The 6,946-nt window shown below is 53.8% G+C and carries 7 protein-coding genes and 1 pseudogene; 6 read left to right on the forward strand and 2 right to left on the reverse strand.

The window, feature by feature from the left end; translation table 11 throughout:
• Positions 1-1,669: 1,669 nt before the first annotated feature.
• The 6 genes from ABS761_RS16570 (at position 1,670) to arsH (ending at position 5,456) form a co-directional block, all read left to right on the forward strand.
• Positions 1,670-2,032 carry a hypothetical protein gene (locus ABS761_RS16570; RefSeq protein WP_350409503.1) on the forward strand — a complete coding sequence of 121 codons (363 nt, stop codon included), beginning with the start codon at positions 1,670-1,672 and terminating at the stop codon, positions 2,030-2,032.
• A gap of 200 nt (positions 2,033-2,232) precedes the next feature.
• Positions 2,233-2,568: an ArsR/SmtB family transcription factor gene (locus ABS761_RS16575; protein WP_350409504.1), complete on the forward strand. Its 336-nt coding sequence runs from the start codon at positions 2,233-2,235 to the stop codon at positions 2,566-2,568.
• Complete coding sequence (locus tag ABS761_RS16580; protein WP_350409505.1) at positions 2,565-3,062, forward strand: ArsI/CadI family heavy metal resistance metalloenzyme; 498 nt, start codon at positions 2,565-2,567, stop codon at positions 3,060-3,062. The genes ABS761_RS16575 and ABS761_RS16580 overlap by 4 nt, the downstream gene beginning before the upstream one ends.
• Positions 3,063-3,192: 130 nt before the next feature.
• A complete protein-coding gene (arsB, locus tag ABS761_RS16585; RefSeq protein WP_350409506.1) occupies positions 3,193-4,263 on the forward strand; it encodes an ACR3 family arsenite efflux transporter in 1,071 nt (356 codons plus the stop codon).
• Positions 4,264-4,272: 9 nt separating this feature from the next.
• On the forward strand, positions 4,273-4,698 hold the full coding sequence (gene arsC, locus ABS761_RS16590) for an arsenate reductase (glutaredoxin) (RefSeq protein WP_350409507.1): 426 nt from the start codon (positions 4,273-4,275) through the stop codon (positions 4,696-4,698).
• Entirely contained in the window at positions 4,695-5,456 is a 762-nt protein-coding gene (gene arsH, locus ABS761_RS16595; RefSeq protein ID WP_350409508.1) for an arsenical resistance protein ArsH, read from the forward strand. The genes arsC and arsH overlap by 4 nt, the downstream gene beginning before the upstream one ends.
• 50 nt (positions 5,457-5,506) lie before the next feature.
• Here the strand turns inward: arsH and ABS761_RS16600 are convergent, their stop codons facing one another.
• Both ABS761_RS16600 and ABS761_RS16605 read right to left on the reverse strand, forming a co-directional pair.
• Positions 5,507-5,863, reverse strand: a complete 357-nt coding sequence (locus ABS761_RS16600) for a copper-binding protein (RefSeq protein ID WP_350409509.1) — start codon at positions 5,861-5,863, stop codon at positions 5,507-5,509.
• An 83-nt stretch (positions 5,864-5,946) separates the two neighbouring features.
• A pseudogene (locus ABS761_RS16605) lies at positions 5,947-6,867 on the reverse strand (efflux RND transporter permease subunit); the annotation flags it as partial.
• Between the last annotated feature and the right edge of the window lie 79 nt (positions 6,868-6,946).

A 6,946-nucleotide genomic window follows, 5' to 3' on the forward strand; every position in this document is an offset into this window, starting at 1 on the left:
AAAAGTAGCCATGACTGCCCCAAGCACCGCTCAAGATGATTGACGCCCGCCGCTCAGGATAGTTGACGTCAACCAGGCTCCACAATCCTGTCATAGAACCGAACAGTCGAAGCCTTTAACTGAATGGAGATGAACTCGCCATTAGAGGATAGGTCCGGAGATGTAGTGCCTTTGAGTTGGACTCGGAATATATCGGTGGCACGTTGACCCGGCGTGGTTTGGACTTGATAGTCCAGTCCGTAGTCATCATCTCCATCAAGGCTGTGTGGACGCCAGTTCCTCGGCATGCGTGCCCTGAAGCACCGCTCAGCATCCGCCCCAATGTCTTGTTGGTTTCCGGTTTGTGGCAATGGGCCTTCGACTGGCACTGGTTCCCCTTTGTTTATTGTTGATTAGAGCTATTACACACCTTGGTTTGGGCCAGTGCGCTGAACGCAGTGTTTTACGGTCATCGTGCATTATTTAATGCACCTAGTGTGATTACTGCTGCAAAACCGTCGGTTATGGGTAGTCGTGTCAGGTTTACAGCTTTCGATAGATCAAGGGCTGTACCTGATGGGTACCTCACAGCCGAGCTAAATAGTAGGCTGGGAAAAGGTTATTGTCCCAGCCTAGTGCACCTTGCGGTAGCTTAACGACCTTTGTTTGATTGGGAAACCAAGCTTGCAGCCAAGGTTTTAGTTACGGAAGCTGAGCGAGGGTTGTCCAGGGCACGAGAGGCACGTGCTTCCATCCCAGCGCCAGTTTGGGCGTGTGAGCCTGTCTGGCGCAAGGCTCCGCCTGCAAGTGACTTTTGAAGGGCACTGGCGGAAGGATTGCTCAGTGTTTTTCCCGCAGTTGATGCGACACGGGAGGAGGTTTGCTTGCTATTGATAGCCATCATTGTTCCTATCGCCCCAGTGGTTTGGGAGTCGGCGTTCCTGGAGCAAAACACCAATACAGCGCTATTTTAATACCATATATCGTGTCCATCTAGGCTTCATGCCACTATATATAGTGTTTTTGCTGTTTTGGTGACTTTATTTTGCTCGAGCGCAGTTGCATGCGTGCCGTGAGGGTCTTGTCCCGCCTGCTGAATCCGCCCACGCGCGAAGCGCAGTTATGCCTAGCCAATCATCGTGCTCTCCCATCCCTGATCATCCTGGTAATCCAGGACAAAGCTTTAATGTCATTCACCATCAAGGACTAGCTATAGCAGTATGTCAGCCGTTAACCTATACTAGTTAAATGACCTGGATCAAAGCTTTTGTGTGCATTTTGATCGCGTGGATATCACTATTCGGATCCATCGCACAGGCGACTGTATGCCCTGATATGCCGATGATGACTATGTCCACAGAGGCTCAGGTAGTGGTCGGTCGAGATGTTCATGAAAACCTGCACAATGGGCAAATGCCTATTGCCACGGCCCCGCCGGGGTTTCACAGTGGGGCTTGCATGTCATTGTCATGCATGGTGGCTGTACTACCTGATAGACCTCAATTGGCGGTTATAGCTGTCTCGATGGCTTATGACCTGCCCAGCAATTTTCTTCCCGATCAGTTTCTTCCAGATGTTATGCCTCCGCCTCCGCGTACGCACAGAATATTTATTTAACGAGCTTTTCCGAATTGGCGCCTGCGTAATCCGCAGGGCCGCGCGTGGAGTTAATTGAATCTAGGAGATATACATGAATACGACGAGATTGCTTATTGCATCTTTTACCGTTCTTTTGTTGGGTATGGGCAACGTAGCCTTTGCAGCGACACCTAGCGGTGATAGCACCGTGACCATGCCCAATGCGTCAGGGATGACGCAGGATGGCAATACACCCAGAATGGGCCATATGATGCGTGGTGGCATGGGCGAGGGCGGCATGATGGGTGGTGGCATGATGGGAATGATGGGCGGTTGTCCGATGATGGGCTCAGAAGGAGGGCCCAACGGAAAAGTCATGATGCAGATGCATGGCGAGATGATGCGCTCCATGGGCGAGATTATGATGAAATATGCCGATAAACTTGAAGCACCGTCCTCGTCTACGTCTAAATAGTTAGGCTCGTATAGGCGAAAGAGGCGTCATCCCTTTGCAGCATGGGATGGCGCACAACTTACAGCATCTACTCGACCGGCTCAGTGGAAATATCGGGATATTTTCGAGAAAAATTACTGCTGAGCCCCTGAGCTAGATACTCCCGACCAAAACTCCATAAATTGGTTGCAAGCGTTCTATTGTTCGACTATAGTAGAAATATGGAAACAGATTCAGTTCTTGAGGCGCTTGCTGCCCTAGCTCACCCGATTCGCTTATCGGTCTATCGCCTCTTGGTGCAAGCCGGGCCAGAGGGTCTGCCCGCAGGGCGTATCGCCGAGTTGATGGAGATACCCGCCTCATCATTGTCCTTTCATTTGAAAGAGCTACACCGGGCAGGATTACTCGCCAGTCGTCAGGATGGGCGGTCGATTATTTATTCAGCGCGCTACGAGACGATGAACGATTTGCTTGGTTACCTCACGGAGAACTGCTGTGGCGGCAATCCGTGCTCGCCCATCACCAGCTGTGACACCACATTGGAGTCCAAATCATGAAGCGCTTTCATGTCCATGTCGCGGTAGCCGATCTGTCGGCCAGCATCCGCTACTACTCAGCACTCTTTGCAGCCGAACCCACAACGGTCAAACCAGATTATGCGAAATGGGCGCTCGACGATCCACGAGTAAATTTTGCGATCTCCGCCCGAGGCACTTCGCCAGACAAGCTCGGTGTCGATCACTTGGGTATTCAGGTGGAAACCGATGAGGAGCTGGCAGAGATGCAAGATCGCCTGGTAAGTGCGAGCCTCCCTCTGCAGGAGCAAAGCAATACAACCTGTTGCTATGCGAAGTCCGACAAGTACTGGTCTGTCGATCCCCAAGGCGTGGCCTGGGAGTCATTCCAGACGCTGGAGAGCGCACCGACCTATGGCCAGTCTCGCCAGGCAACAGACAGCAGTGGCGTGTGCTGTACGCCTGTACCGAGCTCCTTTGACATAGCGCCCAAGGCAGAAAATGCGTGCTGTAAGCCTGGCTCAGCTTGCTGCTAGGACCCAATGAGCCAACTCTCGTGACTTCCAAACACTATTCGATCATGTCTGACAGAATTTTCAATGTGCTGGGTAAAGAGTGCCTTCGGGCCTATAGCGCTAGCAGTCAACAAGCCACGGAGCCTAAGGAATGAGCTCAGTTGCGCAAGTAGCCGCTCTTCCGCAGGGCGGCGGTATCAGCTTCTTTGAGCGCTACCTGACCGTTTGGGTGCTGCTCTGTATCATCGCGGGCATCTTGCTCGGCCAAGGCATGCCAGGGGTATTTCAAGGCATCGCGGCTGTGGAGGTGGCACAAGTTAACCTGCCGGTGGGCCTGCTGATCTGGGTCATGATCATCCCCATGCTGATCAAGATCGATTTCGCCGCCATGGGGCAGGTAACCAGCCACTGGCGTGGCATCGGCGTGACGTTATTCGTAAATTGGCTGGTGAAGCCGTTTTCGATGGCGCTCTTGGCCTGGATCTTCATACGCCACCTGTTTGCAGACTGGTTACCCGCAGACCAGCTCGATAGCTATGTGGCGGGTCTGATTCTGCTGGCAGCCGCGCCATGCACCGCAATGGTTTTTGTCTGGTCGCAGCTATGCAAAGGCGACCCTTATTTCACGCTATCCCAGGTGGCACTGAACGATGCCATCATGATCGTGGCGTTCGCACCAGTCGTCGCACTATTGCTCGGGCTCTCCTCGATCTCGGTGCCGTGGGATACGCTGATTACATCGGTCGTGCTGTACATCATCATCCCGGTGCTTATTGCGCAGGTGATCCGTAAGCTACTGCTCTCCAGGGGAGAAGCGACGTATCAGCGTGTGGTCAGCGCATTGGGCCCGTATTCCATCGCTGCACTGTTGGCTACGCTGGTTCTGCTGTTTGGCTTCCAGGGCAATGCGATCGTTGAAAAGCCGCTGATTATTCTATTGCTAGCTATTCCGATCCTGATTCAGGTCGTGCTGAACTCGGGTCTGGCGTACTACCTGAATCGCCGATTGAGCGTAGCCCATTGTGTAGCGGGCCCATCGGCTCTGATCGGGGCCAGCAATTTCTTTGAACTGGCTGTGGCTACGGCTATCAGCCTGTTCGGTTTCCAATCAGGTGCGGCACTCGCTACCGTGGTCGGCGTGCTCATCGAGGTGCCCCTCATGCTGGTCGTGGTTCGCATCGTTAATCGCTCACGCCCTTGGTACGAAGCCAAGGCAAGCTAAGGATTCACAATGTCTACAACCATCTATCACAACCCCGCGTGCGGGACCTCTCGCAACACGCTGGCCATGATTCGCAATGCGGGCATAGAGCCGCAGGTGATCGAGTATCTGAGTGCACCGCCGACCCGTGCTGAACTGCAAGACATGATTCGCCAGGCAGGGCTAACAGTGCGCCAGGCGATCCGAGAAAAAGGCACGCCCTATGCGGAGCTCCGTCTGGATAACCTTGATCTGACCGATGATCAATTATTAGACGCTATGTTGGCGCATCCGATCCTGATTAATCGCCCGTTCGTCGTCACAGAGCTTGGGGTGCGCTTATGCCGGCCGTCAGAGCTCGTGCTTGAGATTCTGCCTTCTCCCCAGCGAGGTGCCTTTTCCAAGGAGGACGGGGAAGTGGTGATCGACTCGACAGGCCGGAGGGTAAGCGCATGATCGAAACACTACCCAACATCGTTCCGGCAGTGCTGGATGCACCTGACTTGAGTAAGCTGGAGTCACTGGCGCCTAGCCAACATCCCCCTCGCATTCTATTGTTGTACGGGTCGCTTCGGGAGACCTCATATAGCCGACTGCTCACGTTAGAAGCCGAGCGGCTTTTACAGCATTTTGGTGCTGAAACTCGGGTTTTTGACCCGCATGGCTTGCCGGTCGTTGATAGCGTATCTGCGGATCACCCCAAGGTTGTTGAGCTTCGAAAGCTATCCGAGTGGTCTGAGGGCCAAGTCTGGTGTAGTCCAGAGCGACATGGCACGCTCACTGCCGTGTTTAAGAATCAGATCGACTGGCTGCCCTTGGAAAGCGGCGGCGTGCGTCCCACGCAAGGTCGTACGCTCGCTGTTATGCAGGTTAATGGTGGCTCGCAGTCCTTCAATGCAGTCAATGCGTTACGCATCCTCGGGCGCTGGATGCGGATGGTCACGATCCCCAATCAGTCTTCGGTGGCCAAGGCTTACCAGGAGTTTGACGAGCATGGCCGAATGAAGCCGTCTTCGTACTATGATCGCGTCGTGGATGTCATGGAGGAACTGTACAAGTTCACATTGCTGGTTCGGGACCGCTCCGATTATCTGACTGATCGGTATAGTGAACGCAAGGAAGCTGCCCCAAAAATGGCGTCAACGCTCATCGCGGCGGCTATGAGCCACGAAAAGGAAGTCGTTGTCAGTGGCATAGTGAGCGAGGTTGAGTGACTGTAAAGCACCATCCCTTACTGTCTAGGATGGTGCTCAAGTTTCTCAGATTACTGCTTTTTTAACGTCGTGATGACATACGCGCCGTTGATGTTCTCCAGGCGGAATTTCACCTTTCCGCCTTCTTTAGCCTGCTGGAGCGTCGCAGCGTCCTTGGTCTTGTAGGCCATTGTCATGGGCGGCATGCCGACATTTTTAAGTTCGCCATGCTCAAGGGTCACCATTCCAGTTTGCTGATCTACTTTGCGAACGGTGCCTTCGGCTAGATCCATGTCTGCATGCGAAGCTGAAGCGTCTTGTGTGCCCATGCCCATCATATCCATTTTCATACCATCGCCAGCAAAGACTGCAGGAGTCATTCCGAAGGTCAAAATGACTGCAATTGAGAGAGTGGCTAGTTTGTTCATAATTTTCTCCAAAGTGAAAGAGGTGGCACCTTCGTGCCAGACAGACGTCGTGTGAATGACGAATTGAGTTAAGAGCGGTGGATGCGCCGCCGCTGCAGCAAATACCAGGCTGCGGGAATCACGAACATAGACAAAATAGGTGCGGTCACCATCCCGCCGATCATGGGTGCAGCAATCCGCTGCATGACTTCCGAACCGGTTCCCTCACCCAGCATGATGGGAAATAGCCCGCCCAAGATGACGGCTACGGTCATGGATTTGGGTCGAACGCGCAGGACTGCTCCCTCTTGAATTGCCTCTAACAGCAAGGACTCGGTCAGCTTTTTACCCGCCTGCAGCCGACTGTTTAGCGCGGTTTTCAGATACAGCAGCATGACCACGCCGAACTCAGCCGAGACGCCGACAAGAGCGATAAATCCGACCGCTGTAGCCACCGAGATGGCGTGGCCGAGCGACCAGATCAGCCAGAAGCCGCCGACCAGAGCAAATGGCACGGTGAGCATTAAGAGCAGGGCATCGGCTGCCGAATTGAAGGTCATGAACAGGAGGACAAAGATCAGGGCAAGGGTCATGGGGATGACCATTTTTAGCGTCGCTTCAGCCCGTTCCAGATACTCAAATTGCCCGGACCACGCAATTGAATACCCCGCTGGCAGCGTGACATTCTTGGCCACGGCCTGCTGCATCGCTTTGACTGCAGAGGAGAGATCCGCGTTTTGAATATCCACGTAGACGTATCCCGTCAATCGGGCGTTTTCACTGCGTATCATGGGTGGGCCATCGGAGATCTTCAGATTTGCGACATCGCCAAGGCGGATCTGGGCCCCCTTGTCGGTGACAATGGAGATCTCGCGCAGTTTTTCCAATGAGTCTCGTATTTCACGAGGGTATCGCACGTTGATAGGAAAGCGCTGACGCCCATCGATCACCTCGCCTACGTTTTCACCGCCCACCGCCGAGGACACGACCGATTGGATATCCGTAATCGCCAAGCCGTAGCGAGCTGGGGGATGCGGACAAAATCTTGGACTACTTGGGAGTAGTTCATGTATTCATACCAGGATCGTCTGCGCGCCGTAATGC

It is taken from the genome of Castellaniella sp. GW247-6E4 (genome assembly GCF_040276065.1).
Lineage (GTDB): Bacteria > Pseudomonadota > Gammaproteobacteria > Burkholderiales > Burkholderiaceae_B > Castellaniella.